This is a genomic window from Brevibacillus brevis NBRC 100599, from assembly GCF_000010165.1.
Taxonomy (GTDB): Bacteria; Bacillota; Bacilli; order Brevibacillales; family Brevibacillaceae; genus Brevibacillus; species Brevibacillus brevis_D.
On sequence record NC_012491.1, the window covers coordinates 2431257 to 2446884 of the forward strand.

Genomic DNA, 15628 nt, shown 5'->3' on the forward strand with positions numbered 1-15628 from the left:
TCAAACAAAATGGACCTGACCGTTTTGTTTTGTAGGTGTAGGTAGGGAACGGTAGGAGTGATTACTGGTGATCCGACAAAACAAAAGAAAATGGATGGGAAGTCTCCTTCTCCTCATCACGGCGCTTGTCGTGAGTTCCACCCCGTTCCGCGATCTGTCCTCCTTTCCCCGTGAATTGCGTTTGATGGAAGGGTCCCACGAGCAACTGCGGGTCTCTGTGCCGGTAATGGGCACGCTAATCAATAGCAATCCTGATATTTTGCACGTTAACGGGACAGAGGCGCGTGAGGTATCCGTTGATTTGAGCAGGCCTATGTCTGTAGAACCGCGCAGGGCTGGGGAAGCCCAATTGCAGGTGAAGTGGCATAACATTCCGCTGACTGCTGTAAAAGTAAATGTATTGCCAGATCTGCGGTTGTACCCTGGTGGACAGTCAATCGGGGTGAAGCTGCAAACAGCGGGTGTTTTGGTTGTCGGTCATCATTTAGTAGACGATGGGAAAAACAAGTTTTCTCCAGGTGAACAGGCAGGTATACACGTCGGTGACATGATTATCAAAATGAACGACATGTACATCAATGACATGAACGACGTAAAGAAATTGATTAACGAAACGGGGAAAAAGAATCATTCCGTTCAATTGCTTGTTGTTCGTGGCAAGGAAAAGCTATCGCTCACTTTGCACCCGGCAAAAGATAAAAAAGACAGTGAATACCGTATGGGTCTCTATATTCGGGATTCAGCGGCAGGAGTAGGGACACTGACCTTTTATGATCCAAATTCCAAAGCGTACGGGGCATTAGGGCACGTCATATCCGACGTTGATACTGGTCAAGCCATTGTCGTTGGAGATGGCCAGATCGTGCAAGCAAGTGTCACATCGATTGAAAAAGGACAAAGTGGCAACCCAGGGGAGAAATTTGCACGTTTCTACAATGAAAGTGAAGTTCTAGGAAATATAACGAAAAACACCCCTTTTGGCATTTTCGGCAAAATGAAGGACGAGCCCAAACGCAGCTATTATCAGGAGCCGTTACCAATCGCTCTTGCTGAGCAGGTAGAGGAAGGGCCAGCCAAAATTCTTACTGTCGTGGAAGGTCAAAAGGTAGAAGAGTTCGATATTGAGATCGCAAACGTGGTCAAGCAGCATTTTCCTGCAACCAAAGGGATGATTATCAAAGTCACGGACAAACGCCTTTTGGAAAAGACAGGTGGCATCGTACAAGGAATGAGCGGCAGTCCCATCATTCAAAAAGGCAAGATCGTCGGTGCTGTCACGCATGTGTTTGTCAATGATCCGACTTCGGGATACGGCTGCTACATTGAATGGATGCTTCAGGATGCTGGCGTGAATGTCCGAGATACTGCTGAATCCCGAACCCATACACCCAAGGCTGCCTGAATGAAGTGCCGTCACGCGAACGAAGCGAGGCGGCTTTTCCGATTTTTGCAGTCCTTTGACGAATCGGTTCGGAATGAAAGAATTCTTTGTCGAAATATCAGTTAAATCATTCAATCTTTCGTCATTGGCAGGAATGGAATTTGCTTTGTCGAATAATTTTTGTAGAGAAAAAGATGGTATGGACTAATCCCTTTAGATTTGTTAACTTCTAGAACGCCACCTTCTTTCCAAAAGACCGTCCATTGTTAGGAGGAACGACCTTGAGCAAGATTGAAGTGTTGTTGGCAGATGATAACCGAGAATTTGTGAATCTGTTAGAAGAGTACATCAGTAGCCAGTATGACATGAATGTTGTGGGTGTTGCTTACAACGGCAATGAGGTAGTTCGACTGCTGCAGGAACGTGTACCCGATGTATTAATTTTGGATATCATCATGCCACATCTGGATGGCTTGGCTGTTTTGGAGCAAATTCAGGCCATGCGCTTAAGTCCTCAACCTAAAATTATCATGTTGACTGCTTTCGGGCAGGAAGAGATTACGAAGAAAGCAGTAGAGCTGGGAGCAGCTTACTACATTTTGAAACCGTTCGATATGGAGGTGCTGGCTCAGCGCATCCGCCAAATCATTACCACCAAGCCCGCCTCTTCTTTTGTTTCTTCTGCGAAACCGCAAGCTACCTTGCAAATCCGCGGTCGCAATTTGGACGCAAGCATCACGAGTATCATTCATGAGATTGGAGTTCCTGCACACATCAAAGGTTATTTGTATTTACGGGAAGCGATTACAATGGTATACAACGATGTCGAGCTGCTTGGTTCGATTACCAAAGTCCTGTACCCGGACATTGCAAAGAAATTCAATACAACCGCTATTCGTGTAGAACGTGCCATCCGTCATGCGATTGAAGTGGCGTGGTCCCGTGGTAATTTGGACTCCATTTCCAGCCTGTTTGGTTATACGATTTCCAACACCAAGGCGAAGCCGACCAACAGTGAGTTTATTGCCATGGTGGCGGACAAGCTGCGGATTGAGGCGAAGATTAGTTAGGATGTAGATACTTATTTTCAAGATCCTTAACCAATATAAAAGGACATTAGCATTTGCTTGCTAGTGTCTTTTTGTATTGGTGGGACTTAGAAGAGTTTACCGAATGGTTTTCTTTAAATTCCATTTTTCTTAGCATAAATTAACAAAAAATGGTTTGTGTCATCTATAATAGAAATCTAAACAGAGTAAAAAGCGAGGTACATAATGAAAAATCAAATCGAACAATGCCCAAAATGTGGAGGGAATGAGATTGGAAAAGGGAGGCAAGCTGGAGATGCGGCAGTGTTTCCTTTAGGCAAGATTATCTCTCTTGGTTCTGCCATCATTCATAGAATCTGTACGCATTGTGGTTATGTTATCGAGAGTCATGTGGAAAACCCCTCGAAATACAAAGGTTAATACGATCTTGGAGATAATGAAAAATGAGTAAACTATTATCCTACAAAGAAATTCATATTCGTTCTTCTACATCACCAATTGCCTATAAGCAGGCTGGTTATCGTCAAAGGTTTCTAACCATTGAGGGAAAAGAGATTGCCAATACAGGTATAGATTGTGAAACCTGTCTTTTTTATGCCAGCGCTTCAGGAATGGATATGAAAAGCGCAACAAAAATATCCAACAAATTAAATCAGGGGATAAATTCACTAGACCAAGAATTCCTATCTGATTTATCCTGTCTCATTCCCAATGGTCATTACATTGCAACTTTGCTGAAGGTGTATCCTAGGATGAAAAGAGATGCACATGGGACTGAGTACTACAAGGCTGGGTTAAGGAATATTAGCAGTATGAGGAAAATTGAAGAATATATAGTACCCATTCAATCCAGTGAATCATTAAATCCTATAGCAATTAATGATTACATGGACAGAGTGGATTTAAAAGAAACACCAACAGCGTTGAGCATTTCTTTCCTAGATATAAAATATCCGTTGAATCATTTTGATGAGATATGGGTTTATAGTCATTTTTTATTGGATGGCCATCACAAAATGTTCGCGGCAGATAAAGCCCAAAAACCAATTACCCTATTATCCTTTTTATCGATTGATGAGTCATTCGCAAATAAGAAACAAGTAGAAAAGCTTTTCCAAGTTTTAACCTGATGAATTGGCTATTGTGTCGGGACAAGAAATAAGCCAAGGTATTTTAACCCTGGCTTTGATTATCAATATACCATTTTACTAAATAGAATCACAGAGGTCACTTAGCTGTTTCTTTAGCTGGTGTAGTAGGTGGTTGTTCGGGGCTTGCAGCGGGTGCGTTTCTATATTCAAAGACCATTTCGGAGGTACTACTCAATCCGGTTTGTTCCATGCCTTTACTCGTCAAGGCAATTCTGCCAAATGCCGTAATAGTGGAAGGAATCCTTCCATCTGGTTTGATAATGGTCACAGAAACGGAGTTAATTTCTTCTTTCTTGTCTTTCGCTAAGGCCCTAGTATTTTCCACTAAAGCGCGCAATTCCTTTTCATCATTTGATTCTGTCGCTAAAGCAACCATCCACATTCCGGTGCTTTCGTCAAATCGGTCAATGGCTAATACATATGCAGGTAGTGGCACTTCTGGTGTGCTTGCCGTTTCACTACAACCTGGAAGGATTAGTGCTAGTGCAAGTAGTAAAGCTAGTCTAAATTTCAATCTGCAACTCTCCTCATTATGTTTTTGATGATTTTACCAAAGTTGGAGTATTTTCACTATAACTAAAAAATACTCTTTCCGGAGGAACTGAATCCATGTGCCTAGAATTATTCGTCATGATAAGAGAAACACCAGGAATTGAGCCTAATCCGATAGTCTCTCCTTATGTTTTGACAGGCAAGCTATCACGTGAAAAAAGTCCTCATTTTTTCAGGCATTTTCCGAAAAAACAGGCATGGTGGGTGACAACTGAAGAGGGTTGCGCTTGCAGGTTTAGCATTTCCAAGCATCCTGATAAAGTGAAATTCGGGATGTATCCAGTAGAGGAGAGGCCTCGTTATTATCAAGAATACGTAGAGGACTATCAAAAAAGAATTGCAAGAATGATGCATCTACATGCTTGGTGCGAGGAGCTACTTGATCACGACAAGACGCAGGTTGAACTGTATGGTTTATGGATAGGTGAGAATTTTACAAAAAGAAAACCTATTTACTCAACGATTGAAGACCTCTTCTCACCAAAAAAATTTCGTTTGGACGAGCAGCATTACATCCTGACAAAATGAACCATTTGATAAGAAACTGCCACAGTCCCTTGCGAGATTTTGATCCTCCTATGTAAAATAGAAAAGCATACGATACAAATACATACTACTAATAGCGAGGCAGGTGCTGTGAAAGTGCGCAATTTGGATGAAATTCTCGCCTTTAACCGTGAATTTGTAGAGAAACATGAATATGAAAAGTACCAAACTACCAAGTTTCCTGATAAACGACTGGTCGTGCTCTCTTGCATGGATACGCGGTTGGTGGAACTGTTGCCGAAAGCCATGAACATACACAATGGCGATATCAAGCACGTAAAAAGCGCCGGGGCAATCGTGTCCCATCCTTTTGGGAGTATCATGCGAAGCATTCTCGTGGCGATCTATGAATTGAATGCAGAAGAAGTGATGGTTGTCGGTCATTATGACTGCGGGATGAGCGCGATCGACAGCAAGCGCACCATGGAGAAGATGCTGGAGCGAGGAGTCTCGGCTCAAACGTTCTCCACGCTTCAACATGCAGGGATTAACTTACACAAGTGGCTGCACGGATTTGATCGTGTTGAAGAAAGTGTGAAAAATAGCGTAGATACGATTAAAAATCACCCGCTCCTACCACCGAATGTGGATGTCCATGGTTTACTTATTGACCCGGCGACGGGGAGATTGGACGTTGTCGTGAATGGGTATGAGCGAACGAAAGATAGTGAGTGATCCTAGCCTTGCTCCCATTTCAAGGAAAACATTTCTCCACAAAGTCAGTAAATGGGCAGGGGGATTGATTGGACTCGGTATAGCGACTGGCGTGTACGGTCATGTATGGGAACGAAAAGCACTGGATATCGTACGATTGTCCATCACGATACCGGGATTGCCAGAAAGCTTTAAGGGAACAAAGCTCATTCATTTCAGTGATGTCCATCTCGGTCATTATTTTGAACCGAAAGAGATGGAGCCAGTTATTGCCGCAATCCAGAGCGAAAAACCGGACTTGATTTGCTTCACAGGGGATATCGTTGATGAAGTGACGCGACCGCTATTCGCCGCCGTTCCCCTTTTCAATCAGCTTCTAGCCCCATTAGGCAAATTCGCCGTTTTGGGCAACCACGATTATCGAGCTGGTGAACAGCAAAAGGTTCGAGATGGCTTAATCGCGTCAGGCTTCGAAGTGTTGGATAATCGGCACGTTGTCGTACACAAGGGTGGCCAGCAGTTATACATGGCGGGGGTCGATGATATTTTCTATGGTGTACCTGATCTTTCAAGGGCGCTCGAAAATATCCCGCCGAAGGGCAGCGTAATCTTATTGGCGCATGAGCCTGATTTTGCTGATATTGCGTCAGAGCATCCCGTGCATCTCCAACTGTCCGGCCACAGCCATGGCGGACAAGTACGCTTGCCCTTCATTGGTCATCTCATGACGCCTCAATACGGACGTAAATATGTACAAGGACTGTATCGGGTAGGTGGCATGGCTGTGTACACCAACAGAGGATTGGGTACGACGATCTTGCCAGTTCGTTTATTTTGCCGCCCAGAGCTTACGGTGTTAACACTACAGTGAACTTTTGTTAATAATGTTCTTTGATCCATTGGACGAATTGCTGGAAAGCATCGTCCTCTTTTTTTGGGTGCAGGTAGGCGATGAGAGTGGGGCGCACTAATTCGCCGTTTGCGATATCGTAGGCAACTAATCTTCCGGTCGCCAGCTCTTGTTGGATGGTTCTTTCCGGCAGGATGGTGATCCCTAGCTGACGTTCGACCATTTTTTTAACAGCATTGAAACTGTCCAATTCCATAATAATATTCGGAAAAACGCCCTGCTGGGCCAGATAGCGGTCGATTCGTTGGCGATAAGGAGCGGTATGATTCCCGAATACAATCATTTCCTCGGTTCCCCATGCCTGAAAACCTGGAAACCCGCTTGCCCAAGGATGACTGGGTGCCATGACGAGCAGGAGTCGATCGCTGGGAAGGAATTCTTGATGGATGTGCGGGTGATACATTTCGCTCCCGAGAAAGGCAATATCAGCCGTTCCTGTTAGCAGAGCGCTAAGGGATTCCTCGTACAACGTAGAGCGGACGTAGCAGGTAAAGCCGGGATGAGCAATCCGGTACTCCCCGATAAGTCTCGGCAGTTCATAGGCGACAAAAGCTTTTCCTGCGACGATGTTCATCGATTGGCGCTGTTCTTTCTCCTGGATAAAGGAGCGCATTTGCTCAACGATGCTCGTCGCAACCGGTAGCAACCGACGTCCTTCGCCTGTAAGACTTACTCCTGAGGCAGTACGAACAAACAGCGCACCCCCAACCTGGCGCTCTAGCTGCTTCAATCGGTGCGTCAATGTTGACTGCGCCAAAAATAATGCTTGTGCAGCGCGATTAATCGATCCATGACGAGCAATCGTCAAAAATACCTCAAGACTTTCTCGATCCATTGTAAGATGCCTCCTATTCAAATTGTCGATAACTAGTTATCTGTATTCTATAACAAGGATGACAAACATTGGAATATGATAAAGGCAGGAGGTGTTCCCGGTGAAGAATGAGGAGATCAAACAAGCTGTTCAAGCACAATTTGGAAAAAATGCAGAGCAATACGTGCAAAGCAAGACGCATGCAAAAGGCTGCGACCTGGAACTAATGGTAGAGTGGATGCAGCCAAGAGAGAACTGGCGGGCATTGGATATCGCTACAGGAGGTGGGCACGTAGCGAGGACTTTGGCTCCTCATGTGAGCTTGGTCGTCGCCACGGATTTGACTCGCCCGATGCTCATGGCGGCATCTGCTGCCAATGAAACAGCACTTGTCAATAATGTGATGTATGTGCAGGCTGATGCAGAATCTCTCCCGTTTCTCGATGAATCATTTGAGATTGTCACATGCCGAATTGCAGCTCATCATTTTCCAGATCCGGCGGCTTTTGTTCGTGAGGTGAGTCGCGTGCTGACCCCAGGGGGTGTGTTTCTCTTCATTGACAATGTTTCGCCTGAGGACTCGTCGCTTTCCGCATTCATAAATGAAGTAGAGAAAACACGCGATCCCAGTCATGCTCGTTGTCTTTCCGTCGGTGAATGGCACGCTTTGTTTGAAGCGAATGGCTTGATTTTGCAAAAGCAACGGGAACGCAAAAAAAGGTTTGAATTTTTAGCATGGGTTCAGCGTACCTCCGAATCATCTGAGCAGGAAGTGAATGTGGAAAATCTGCTACTGAACGCTACAGATGAACAAAAGGAGTATCTTGGGATTACCACAAACGAAGGCAGAGTAATGACCCATCAGATTGACGAATGGATGGTTCTGTGCAAAAAAAGAGGAGGACAAGAAGACGATGACAACCAAGCATGAATGGATTGGGCTCGACCATGTACAATTAGCAGCACCAGCAGGTACAGAGGACGTAGCTCGCAAGTTTTTCGGTGAGCTTTTGGGAATGCCAGAGGTTCCAAAGCCAGCGAAGCTTCTCGTTCGAGGTGGTGTATGGTTTCAATGTGGGGCGCAAATGATTCATATTGGCGTAGAGGAAGGATTCATCCCTGCGAAAAAAGCACATCCGGCGTTCCTTGTGCAAAACATTGGTTCGCTGATGGAGCATCTGCAAGCAAATGGGATCTCATTTCGGATTGACGAAGAAATTCCTCACCTTATTCGCTTTTTCACAGAGGACCCATTTGGAAACCGTCTAGAGTTCATGGAGGCGAAGCAGGAATGACAATTGATTTTCACGCGGAAAAAAACCAGTTGAGCTATACGGGGAGAACCGCTGATGATTCGTGGAGTCAGACAATCCTGTCACTCGTCAATCCCGTGGGGAAAAATGTCGTGGACATCGGTTGTGGCGGAGGAATTTACAGTAAGGCTTGGTCTAGGCTAGGAGCTGCCTCTGTCACGGGCATTGATTTTTCCCGCGTGATGGTGGAAGCGGCGAGCGAGCAATGCGCAGACGATCCGAAGCTTTCGTTTGCACAAGGGGATGCCCGCTCAACCGGATTGCCGAGTCAGTGTGCGGATATTGTATTCGCTCGCGCCTTGATCCATCATTTTCCGGAACAAGACTTGCAGAAGTTTTTTAAAGAAGTTATCAGGCTATTGGCACCGGGCGGGATTTGCTTAATCCAGGACCGGACAATGGACGATGTCAAAATGCCAGCCTCACCGACTCATTTTCGCGGTTTTTTCTTTACTCGATACCCGCGCTTGCTAACGATAGAGCAGACACGAAGACCGGATGATACAATGGTGCAGAACACGATGAAGCTCGCGGGGCTTGAACAGGTGAACAAGACGACGCTTTGGGAGACAAGACGCGAATACAATAGCTGGTCTGAATTGGAAGCTGACTTACTTTCCAGAAAAGGCCGCTCCATTTTGCATGAATTAACCGATGAAGAACTGAAAGACCTCGTTCATACCATTCATGATCACGTAGCCGGGCAAGAAAAATGGAATGAGCAAGATTGCTGGAGTATATGGATAGGTAGCGCAGCTTGTGGCACAATAAAAGGGAAATAATTGTGAAACTTTTTGTTCACAAATTTGGATATGCTTGTCTCATAATACCTGAAGCTATATAATGGAATTGCCATTGTATTCCTGTTTGCGTTATCATGGTGAAGGAGTTGTCGTTAATGAAACTAGTTTTATTTGACGTCCTGATGTTTATCTTCACATTCTTTATCGCTTGGGGCTGTTTGAATTCCATCAAAGCGAAAAACACATTTGCAATCTTATTTGGCTTTGTATCTTTGGTGGTCTTCCTGTTCGCAGATGGTTTGATCATTTATTACCTGGCCAAGGGTGCGTAAGATTAAACTGAAAACGTTTCGCTTAAAAGAGGTTGTGCATTCGATGCACGGCTTCTTTTTTTTGTGAAAAACATCTCGATGTTTTTCATTGAACATGACGGGACCGCTGGCGGTCTGCAAAAAACGGTCTGACCGTTTTTTGCATGTAGGGAGGAAATATTTAGCATACTAAAGGCGGAGGTGGAAAAGTGGGCAAACGAAATGGTTCTGCAGCACATTCATACACCGCTGTCGTAGCGGCTGATCTGAAGACGAAGCAGTTGTGCAAACGTCTCCACTCCCATCATATCGCCATCATTGATCATCCGGACGTTGATGAGATAGCAGCACAGTCCCTACTGGAAAGAGGGGTTAAAGTCGTCCTCAACCTTTCGCCATTCATGACGGGGCAATACCCGGCTGAAGGGGCTCGCCAACTTTTAGCAAACGGTGTCACACTTTATGAGGTACTGGATGTAGATGTGTCGGATTCGTTCATGGAATGGATCGAGGGCAAGTATGCAACGATACGTGAAGAAAATTTGTACATCCTATTGGAGGAGAAGTGGGTCCATGTGTACAGGCTACAGCAGGTGACAGTTCCCTCTGTTTTGAACCGATGGCATGAAGCGCAGGATAAGTTGGATGACACACTCTCGTCGTTTATCGACAACACTCTGTTGTACGCCAGCAAGGAGAAAGACCTGTTTATGAAACCACTTTGCCGTGTGCAATTACATACAAAAATGGAACAGCGACACGTCGTAGTTGTCGTTCGCGGGAAACATTATAGAGAGGACTTACTGACGCTATCTTCCTATATTCGGGAATATCGTCCTGTTTTGATCGGGGTCGATGGCGGTGCAGATGCCCTCATGGAAGCGGGGTATCGTCCAGACCTGATTGTGGGAGATATGGATAGCGTCTCGGACAAAGCACTCCAAAGCGGAGCGGAGATCGTTGTCCATGCTTTCATGGATGGGACAGCACCTGGAACGATTCGCATAAAAGCTCTCGGTTTGCCTTTTCATGTTTTGCCAGCACCTGGTACGAGTGAGGATGTGGCGATGCTGCTAGCGTACGAAAAGGAGGCTGAGCTAATCGTCACGATCGGTGCCCATACCAATATGATTGATTTTCTGGAAAAAGGCCGCAAAGGCATGGCGAGCACGTTATTGGTTCGCACGAAGATTGGGACAAAGCTAATTGATGCCAAAGGAGTCAGTCATCTCTATCGGCCGAGCGAGTCATGGAAGCTGTGGGGTTGGTGTATAGTCGCGATGCTTCTCCCTGTTTCAGCCGCGCTCGTTATTAATCCAATCACCCGACATGCTGTACAGATGATTTGGACCAGTTGGCGGACTTGGACGTTATGAACAACGCACTTCATGGAGGTAGACATGATACCCTTCCGCTATCATTTGATATCACTGGCTGCCATATTTGTCGCACTTGGGGTAGGTATCTTGTTAGGAGGGACCGCAGGCCATTCATGGATAACACAAGGAACAAAAGGCATTCTTTCCAATATGGAAGCAAAGTACGATCGCGCTCTCAAAAGCAACCATGAATTAAGGCAGCAAATAAATCGTTTGCTGAAGGAAGTTGCGCGCAGCAACCAAGAAGTCGTCCAACTCATGAGCATACGCTATGTGGATGAACTTGCAGGAAGCAAGGTGTATGTTTGGCAGGAGGATGGCAACGTTGCTGAACAGATTACGCAACTGATGCATTCAGTAGGCATGGAAGTGATTTCTTATCACGAGGGTAATAATTGGGGAGATGGGGTGCTTTTGGTGGTAGCAAGACAAGTCCCGCTTTGGCTACGGGAAAAACAGGTGAATTCCTGGATACATGTCGTAGATGTGCCTGACTCTCCTGCAAAACAATGGGCACTTTTGGAGCAAGTGCAAAATAGATTGGCCGAGAGGAAGGGCTCACGTGAAAAAAGTTAGCGTCGTCATCCCAGCGTTCAACGAACAGGCTTCCATCGGTGATACACTCCGTGCCATCCGTGAACGTTTTTTTTGTGATGAACTAATCGTTGTTGATGATGGCAGTCAGGATGAGACGGCACACATCGCAAGCAAGTGGGCGGATAGGGTGATTCGAGCATCGCGCAATCAAGGAAAAGGTGCAGCTGTTCAATTGGGCTGGAAGTGTGCCAGTGGGGATGTGGTCATGCTTCTCGACGGTGATTTGCGAGACAGCGCAGCAGAAGCAGCACATTTGCTTACGCCTGTGCTACAAGATGTCTGTGATATGGCGGTAGCTGTTCTGCCACCTCCGCAAGTGAAAGCAGGTCTCGGATTAGCAAAAGGCTTGGCCCATCATGGCATCCGGATGTTGACAGGCTTTGAAGCAAAAGCACCTTTATCGGGACAACGGGCAATACGTCGCGAGCTTCTTGACCGATTGGGGAGTCAGGATAAGGGATTTGGCCTAGAGGTGGGGCTCACTGTCGATGCTTTGCGGGCAGGGTATCGTGTAGCGGAGGTCCCTGTCTTTTTTTCGCATCGTGAAACGAAAAACGATTGGGCAGGCTTCAGTCATCGCGGGAAGGAGTTTGTCGCGATTAGCCGAACGCTATGCTGGAAATGGTGGGAGGGCCAAGCGTGGAAACGAAAATCATGATGCTCATGATGCTCGTCGCGGTCGTTATTCCACTGGTGCTGGACCGTCCGCTGTATAAAATCGGCACGCAAAAGCTCAAAGCTCTGGGGATGAATCGGTTTAATTTCGAAGGAGAGCCAGTACTGACAGCAGGGGGGCTCATCCTCGTGTGTTCGAGCGTTATAACAGGGATCGTGCTGATCGGACTATTTTTGCTCAGAGGGGTCAAAAGCGAGCTTCTCCTGCACGGTTTATTATTTCTAACAGGTATGATCACCATGGCCTTTTGGGGATGGCGTGATGATCGTGCACCAGATCTAGATGCAAAAGGCTTTCGTGGACATTTTGGCGTGTTATGGCGAGAGAGGCGAATCACCAGCGGGATGTGGAAGTTAATTGGAGGGACAAGCACGGCATTTTGTCTCACTCTATCTCTTGCGGATTCGTTGTGGGCAGGCTTTGTTGCCTTTGGTTTACTTGCGCTCTCACCCAATATCATTAACTTGTTTGATTTGCGGCCTGGACGAGCGATTAAAGTATTTTGGTGCTTGACAGCATTGGGAGGAGCTTTTGGCCTGTGGACAATAGGAGCCAGTACGGCGATGGCAAACTGGATTTTTTTGATCCCTGTCTTCCTTGCAAGTATGCTCATGTTTCCCCATGACGTTGGAGGCAAAATCATGCTCGGAGATACAGGGGCGAATGCCTTGGGTTTTGCAGCAGGCTTTTCCTTTGTCATCGGGACACCGATTTATGTTCAGGCGAGTATGCTCGTGCTTTTCCTGTGTATGCAGATTGCGGCAGAATTTTGCTCGTTTTCCCGCGTGATTGAACAGGTCAGTTGGCTCCGACGACTCGATCAATGGGGGAGAGTTACAGAAGCTGAAAATAAAAAAAACCAGACTGGCTCGTCCGGTTTGGTCTAGTCCTCGTCATCAGGTTCAGGAACCATGAAACGGGGCTGTACGCGATTTTTTTTGCGTTCATGATGGAGAATAAATCCGGCAATAAACCATACAGGGATAGCAAAAGCCAGTATACCTAAAATGAGTTTTCCCCATAAAAATCCAACATCCGGAGAGGCAGAATAAAAAAATGCGTCACGGATTAATTTGATTCCGTACATGGCGATTGCCGCCGGGATTACCATAATTAAGAGTGCAATGATTTTCTGAAATACCAAGGGTTTTCACCCCTTTCTCGAATGCGTAAACAACTACAACAACCACAGTATGGTCATTTCATCATAGCGAATGCCAACAGCCTTGTCCACCGTACCTGTTGCACACGAACGAGCGCACGTTAGGGAAGAACGCCTGTCCATCAACGGTTTGTTGGAGTACAATGGTAACGAGTAAGATCGTAAACAGTAGGATCGTAAAGAGGTTGTTCAAAAAGTGAGGGATCTCTCGCATGCACAAGCTGCTCATCGTTGGTGCGGGACGTGGTGGAACAGCACTCCTGCGGATGCTAAACCAGATGGACCGATTACAAGTCGTTGCTGTTGTTGATCAGCGGCCTGACGCCCCAGGCATACTGCTCGCTCAATCATTGGGGATTCCTGTCGACCAGGATTATCAGCCTTATTTGGATGAGGATCTGGATGTCATTTTAGAAGCTACAGGGGACCTGGGGGAGTATGAGCATCTCAGGCGATTAAAGAAAGATAAGACGGTGCTCATCCCGGGAACGTTTACGAGAATCGTCATGAAATTGATTCGGGAACGCGATAAGCTGATTGCAGTCTTGATGCAAAATCAGCGGGAGCGGGAAACGATGCTGAACTCCACGCATGATGCGATTATCGGGGTCAATCGCCAAGGAATTATTACGTTGTTCAACAAAGCCGCAGAGCGATTGATGGGCATCGAGGCGAGTGAAGTGCTGGATACAAAAGTTTCGGAGCGTATACCGAACACTCGGTTACATATCGTATTAAAGACAGGCTCTCCCGAATTGAATCAAGAGCAGGTATTGCCGAACCAGACGCGGATTATTACAAACCGCGTGCCCGTTCGCAACGATCGTGGGGAAGTTGTCGGAGCTGTTGCCATTTTCCGTGATATTACAGAAATCATGGCGTTGGCAGAAGAAGTGACGAACTTGAAGGATTTGCAGAGCATGCTGCAAGCGATTATTCAATCATCGGACGAAGCGATATCAGTCGTTGACCAATACGGGAATGGGCTTTTGATCAACCCGGCCTACACGAGGCTTACGGGTTTTTCGCAAGAAGACATTATCGGAAAACCAGCGACGGTAGACATTTCTGAAGGCGATAGTATGCACATGCAAGTCCTGAAAACGAAGAAGGCAGTGAGAGGCGTCCCTATGAAATTGGGACCAAAGCGCAAGGACGTCGTGGTCAATGTTGCACCTGTTGTGGTCGATGGGGAGATGAAAGGAAGCGTTGGCGTCATTCACGATGTCTCCGAATTCAAGCGCCTGACAGAAGAGCTGGAGAGCGCTCGCCGTATCATCCGCAATTTGGAGGCAAAATATAGCTTTGCAGACATCATCGGCTATAGCGAATCCATGCAGCAAGCGATCGAGCAAGCCAAAAAGGCGGCGTCCACACCAGCAACTGTCCTTCTTCGTGGGGAATCGGGAACGGGGAAAGAACTGTTTGCCCACGCCATACATAATGAAAGTGAACGAAAATACAACCAATTTATTCGGGTTAATTGTGCAGCGATCTCAGAGAGCCTCTTGGAGAGTGAGCTTTTCGGTTACGAGGAAGGCGCGTTTACAGGTGCCCGTCGAGGAGGAAAGCGGGGGCTGTTTGAGGAAGCGAGCGGCGGAACCATCTTTTTGGACGAGATCGGCGAGCTATCCATGAGCATGCAGGTCATGCTTTTGCGCGTTCTGCAAGAGCGCGAGGTTGTGCGAGTCGGTGGAACGAAGCCGATCAACATCGATGTTCGCGTCATTGCGGCTACCCATGTGAATTTGGAGGCTGCGATTGGAGCGGGACGTTTCCGTGAAGACCTGTACTATCGTCTCCACGTCGTACCGATTCATATCCCTCCACTCCGACAGCGCTTGGAAGATATTAAGCCGATTGCTATGCATCTGCTACGAAAAGCCAATCTGGAGTACGGAAGAAATGTAGAGGAGCTGCATGAAGAAACATTGCAGATGCTTCTGTCCTATCACTGGCCAGGCAATGTACGCGAGCTAGAGAATGTACTGGGCAGGGCGATGATTCATATGAGGATTAACGAGCGAATCATTATGCCCGAGCATTTACCTCCACTGGAAAGAAGAATCGTCTCGACCAAAAAGGAAGAGCTCCCGCAGGAGGGTTCCACGGGCACCACGTTAAAAGAAGCGGTGGAAAAGGCAGAACGTCAGCACATATTGCGGGAACTGGCAGCAGCCAAAGGAAATCGCACCCTTGCAGCCAAACGCCTCGGAATCGCGATTCGCAGCTTGTACTACAAGATGGAAAAATTGGGCATCATGGATGTGCAGGAAGAGTAAGAAAAGAGACTACGCAAAATATTGCACGCAAATCTTTGCGCGTATATGCAAAAAAATGCAGACTTGACGTAGGGACACTCATTCCGCGTCCTTGTAAATAAAGCGCTT

At 46.6% G+C, this 15628-nt stretch carries 19 protein-coding genes; 16 read left to right on the forward strand and 3 right to left on the reverse strand.

What is annotated here, in order from left to right; all coding sequences use genetic code 11:
- Nucleotides 1-67: 67 nt before the first annotated feature.
- From spoIVB to BBR47_RS12025, 4 genes are all read left to right on the forward strand, one after another.
- Nucleotides 68-1402 (forward strand): SpoIVB peptidase, encoded by a 1335-nt coding sequence (gene spoIVB, locus BBR47_RS12010; protein WP_012686042.1) that lies wholly within the window; start codon nucleotides 68-70, stop codon nucleotides 1400-1402.
- Between the two features lie 260 nt (nucleotides 1403-1662).
- Entirely contained in the window at nucleotides 1663-2451 is a 789-nt protein-coding gene (gene spo0A, locus BBR47_RS12015; protein ID WP_012686044.1) for a sporulation transcription factor Spo0A, read from the forward strand.
- Between the two features lie 204 nt (nucleotides 2452-2655).
- The gene (locus BBR47_RS12020) at nucleotides 2656-2850 is read left to right on the forward strand and encodes a hypothetical protein (protein ID WP_012686045.1); all 195 of its coding nucleotides are present in this window, start codon (nucleotides 2656-2658) and stop codon (nucleotides 2848-2850) included.
- 23 nt (nucleotides 2851-2873) lie between these two features.
- Nucleotides 2874-3560 (forward strand): hypothetical protein, encoded by a 687-nt coding sequence (locus BBR47_RS12025; protein ID WP_012686046.1) that lies wholly within the window; start codon nucleotides 2874-2876, stop codon nucleotides 3558-3560.
- A 97-nt stretch (nucleotides 3561-3657) separates the two neighbouring features.
- Here the strand turns inward: BBR47_RS12025 and BBR47_RS12030 are convergent, their stop codons facing one another.
- On the reverse strand, nucleotides 3658-4095 hold the full coding sequence (locus BBR47_RS12030) for a hypothetical protein (protein WP_012686047.1): 438 nt from the start codon (nucleotides 4093-4095) through the stop codon (nucleotides 3658-3660).
- A 116-nt stretch (nucleotides 4096-4211) separates the two neighbouring features.
- Between BBR47_RS12030 and BBR47_RS12035 the strand changes: the two genes are divergently transcribed.
- The 3 genes from BBR47_RS12035 (at nucleotide 4212) to BBR47_RS12045 (ending at nucleotide 6204) form a co-directional block, all read left to right on the forward strand.
- The gene (locus BBR47_RS12035) at nucleotides 4212-4661 is read left to right on the forward strand and encodes a hypothetical protein (RefSeq protein WP_231850586.1); all 450 of its coding nucleotides are present in this window, start codon (nucleotides 4212-4214) and stop codon (nucleotides 4659-4661) included.
- 114 nt (nucleotides 4662-4775) lie between these two features.
- Complete coding sequence (locus tag BBR47_RS12040) at nucleotides 4776-5354, forward strand: beta-class carbonic anhydrase (RefSeq protein WP_012686049.1); 579 nt, start codon at nucleotides 4776-4778, stop codon at nucleotides 5352-5354.
- Nucleotides 5323-6204, forward strand: a complete 882-nt coding sequence (locus BBR47_RS12045) for a metallophosphoesterase (RefSeq protein ID WP_041749383.1) — start codon at nucleotides 5323-5325, stop codon at nucleotides 6202-6204. Before BBR47_RS12040 ends, BBR47_RS12045 begins: the two co-directional genes overlap by 32 nt.
- Nucleotides 6205-6211: 7 nt before the next feature.
- Here BBR47_RS12045 and BBR47_RS12050 read toward each other — a convergent pair whose 3' ends face one another.
- Nucleotides 6212-7078: a LysR family transcriptional regulator gene (locus tag BBR47_RS12050; protein WP_012686051.1), complete on the reverse strand. Its 867-nt coding sequence runs from the start codon at nucleotides 7076-7078 to the stop codon at nucleotides 6212-6214.
- Between the two features lie 100 nt (nucleotides 7079-7178).
- On the opposite strand from BBR47_RS12050, the gene BBR47_RS12055 reads away from it, so the two are divergent.
- From BBR47_RS12055 to BBR47_RS12085, 8 genes are all read left to right on the forward strand, one after another.
- Complete coding sequence (locus BBR47_RS12055; RefSeq protein ID WP_012686052.1) at nucleotides 7179-7988, forward strand: class I SAM-dependent methyltransferase; 810 nt, start codon at nucleotides 7179-7181, stop codon at nucleotides 7986-7988.
- Entirely contained in the window at nucleotides 7972-8352 is a 381-nt protein-coding gene (locus BBR47_RS12060; protein WP_012686053.1) for a VOC family protein, read from the forward strand. The genes BBR47_RS12055 and BBR47_RS12060 overlap by 17 nt, the downstream gene beginning before the upstream one ends.
- The gene (locus BBR47_RS12065; RefSeq protein ID WP_012686054.1) at nucleotides 8349-9152 is read left to right on the forward strand and encodes a class I SAM-dependent methyltransferase; all 804 of its coding nucleotides are present in this window, start codon (nucleotides 8349-8351) and stop codon (nucleotides 9150-9152) included. The genes BBR47_RS12060 and BBR47_RS12065 overlap by 4 nt, the downstream gene beginning before the upstream one ends.
- A gap of 116 nt (nucleotides 9153-9268) precedes the next feature.
- Nucleotides 9269-9445 (forward strand): DUF2759 family protein, encoded by a 177-nt coding sequence (locus tag BBR47_RS29910; RefSeq protein WP_012686055.1) that lies wholly within the window; start codon nucleotides 9269-9271, stop codon nucleotides 9443-9445.
- A gap of 188 nt (nucleotides 9446-9633) precedes the next feature.
- Nucleotides 9634-10800, forward strand: a complete 1167-nt coding sequence (steA, locus tag BBR47_RS12070; protein WP_012686056.1) for a putative cytokinetic ring protein SteA — start codon at nucleotides 9634-9636, stop codon at nucleotides 10798-10800.
- A 24-nt stretch (nucleotides 10801-10824) separates the two neighbouring features.
- Complete coding sequence (locus BBR47_RS12075) at nucleotides 10825-11379, forward strand: copper transporter (RefSeq protein WP_012686057.1); 555 nt, start codon at nucleotides 10825-10827, stop codon at nucleotides 11377-11379.
- On the forward strand, nucleotides 11366-12058 hold the full coding sequence (locus BBR47_RS12080) for a glycosyltransferase family 2 protein (protein ID WP_012686058.1): 693 nt from the start codon (nucleotides 11366-11368) through the stop codon (nucleotides 12056-12058). Before BBR47_RS12075 ends, BBR47_RS12080 begins: the two co-directional genes overlap by 14 nt.
- Entirely contained in the window at nucleotides 12040-12963 is a 924-nt protein-coding gene (locus BBR47_RS12085; protein ID WP_231850587.1) for a UDP-N-acetylmuramyl pentapeptide phosphotransferase, read from the forward strand. Before BBR47_RS12080 ends, BBR47_RS12085 begins: the two co-directional genes overlap by 19 nt.
- Here the strand turns inward: BBR47_RS12085 and BBR47_RS12090 are convergent.
- A complete protein-coding gene (locus tag BBR47_RS12090) occupies nucleotides 12960-13220 on the reverse strand; it encodes a DUF2627 domain-containing protein (RefSeq protein ID WP_007720834.1) in 261 nt (86 codons plus the stop codon). The genes BBR47_RS12085 and BBR47_RS12090 overlap by 4 nt on opposite strands.
- Nucleotides 13221-13450: 230 nt before the next feature.
- Here BBR47_RS12090 and BBR47_RS12095 point away from each other — a divergent pair, with 230 nt between their 5' ends.
- Complete coding sequence (locus tag BBR47_RS12095; RefSeq protein WP_012686060.1) at nucleotides 13451-15520, forward strand: sigma 54-interacting transcriptional regulator; 2070 nt, start codon at nucleotides 13451-13453, stop codon at nucleotides 15518-15520.
- Nucleotides 15521-15628: the final 108 nt, after the last annotated feature.

What these genes read in the sequence shown, in the direction of transcription:
- BBR47_RS12050 (WP_012686051.1), bottom strand. Translation starts at nt 7,078, where the DNA reads ATGGATCGAGAAAGTCTTGAGGTATTTTTGACGATTGCTCGTCATGGA.
- BBR47_RS12065 (WP_012686054.1), top strand. Translation starts at nt 8,349, where the DNA reads ATGACAATTGATTTTCACGCGGAAAAAAACCAGTTGAGCTATACGGGG.
- BBR47_RS12045 (WP_041749383.1), top strand. Translation starts at nt 5,323, where the DNA reads ATGGGTATGAGCGAACGAAAGATAGTGAGTGATCCTAGCCTTGCTCCC.
- BBR47_RS12025 (WP_012686046.1), top strand. Translation starts at nt 2,874, where the DNA reads ATGAGTAAACTATTATCCTACAAAGAAATTCATATTCGTTCTTCTACA.
- BBR47_RS12035 (WP_231850586.1), top strand. Translation starts at nt 4,212, where the DNA reads ATGATAAGAGAAACACCAGGAATTGAGCCTAATCCGATAGTCTCTCCT.
- BBR47_RS29910 (WP_012686055.1), top strand. Translation starts at nt 9,269, where the DNA reads ATGAAACTAGTTTTATTTGACGTCCTGATGTTTATCTTCACATTCTTT.
- BBR47_RS12075 (WP_012686057.1), top strand. Translation starts at nt 10,825, where the DNA reads ATGATACCCTTCCGCTATCATTTGATATCACTGGCTGCCATATTTGTC.
- BBR47_RS12095 (WP_012686060.1), top strand. Translation starts at nt 13,451, where the DNA reads ATGCACAAGCTGCTCATCGTTGGTGCGGGACGTGGTGGAACAGCACTC.
- BBR47_RS12020 (WP_012686045.1), top strand. Translation starts at nt 2,656, where the DNA reads ATGAAAAATCAAATCGAACAATGCCCAAAATGTGGAGGGAATGAGATT.
- BBR47_RS12060 (WP_012686053.1), top strand. Translation starts at nt 7,972, where the DNA reads ATGACAACCAAGCATGAATGGATTGGGCTCGACCATGTACAATTAGCA.